Source organism: Pseudomonas sp. LSJ-87 (assembly GCF_032971465.1).
Taxonomy (GTDB): domain Bacteria; phylum Pseudomonadota; class Gammaproteobacteria; order Pseudomonadales; family Pseudomonadaceae; genus Aquipseudomonas; species Aquipseudomonas putida_Z.
The window spans coordinates 1-773 of sequence record NZ_JAWJYQ010000026.1; the positions used below are offsets into that span (position 1 = coordinate 1).

A 773-nucleotide genomic window follows, 5' to 3' on the forward strand; every position below is an offset into this window, starting at 1 on the left:
GTTAGCGACCGTCCATCGCATCGAGTTCACCCTTGTCCTCCTCTAACGCGGAGGAGAACACATGAAAACCGCTGCTATCTACACCCATCGCCCATGGAACAAGGGAAAGCTAGTCGGGCAGAAAGCCCCGCTCCGACTCAGAGATATCTGGGCCATCCGGGTAAGTCTCCAGATCGCAGAGAAATCCAGGGATCTGGCGTTGTTCAACTTGGCAATCGACAGCAAGCTGCGAGCCTGCGACTTAACCAAGCTTCGTGTACGGGACGTAGCCCATGGAGAGCATGTGTCGTCACGAGCGATCGTGATGCAGCAGAAAACTCACCATCCAGTGCAATTTGAGATCACCGAGCAAACCCGTATGGCTTTGGAAGCCTGGATGCACCAGGCTCATCTCCGTAGCGAGGACTGTCTGTTTCCAAGTCGGCTACACGGTTCAGCTCATCTCTCCACCAGGCAATACGCTCGAATAGTGAAAGCCTGGGTGACAGCCATTAGCCTTGATCCAGCGCTGTACGGCACCCACACGCTGCGAAGAACAAAGGCGTCGTTGATCTATCGTAGAACCAAGAATCTGAGGGTAGTCCAACTCTTGCTTGGCCATACGAAGCTTGAAAGCACCGTCAGATATCTGGGGATTGAGGTCGACGATGCCTTGGAGATGGCAGAGCAGACGGAGGTCTGACCATCCAAAGCGACGGTCGAGGGCAGACCGTCGCTAACCGACCCAAAGCAGACGCTGAAAAAAACTGATGTCGTGAGTGCCATGCGCACTC

General features: G+C 54.6%; 1 protein-coding gene. It reads left to right on the forward strand.

Annotated features, from left to right (window positions below; genetic code table 11):
* Nucleotides 1–61: 61 nt before the first annotated feature.
* Nucleotides 62–682, forward strand: coding sequence for a tyrosine-type recombinase/integrase (locus tag RYH74_RS17130; RefSeq protein WP_317409810.1), 621 nt, complete (start codon nucleotides 62–64; stop codon nucleotides 680–682).
* Nucleotides 683–773 lie beyond the last annotated feature (91 nt).

What these genes read in the sequence shown, in the direction of transcription:
- RYH74_RS17130 (WP_317409810.1), top strand. Translation starts at nt 62, where the DNA reads ATGAAAACCGCTGCTATCTACACCCATCGCCCATGGAACAAGGGAAAG.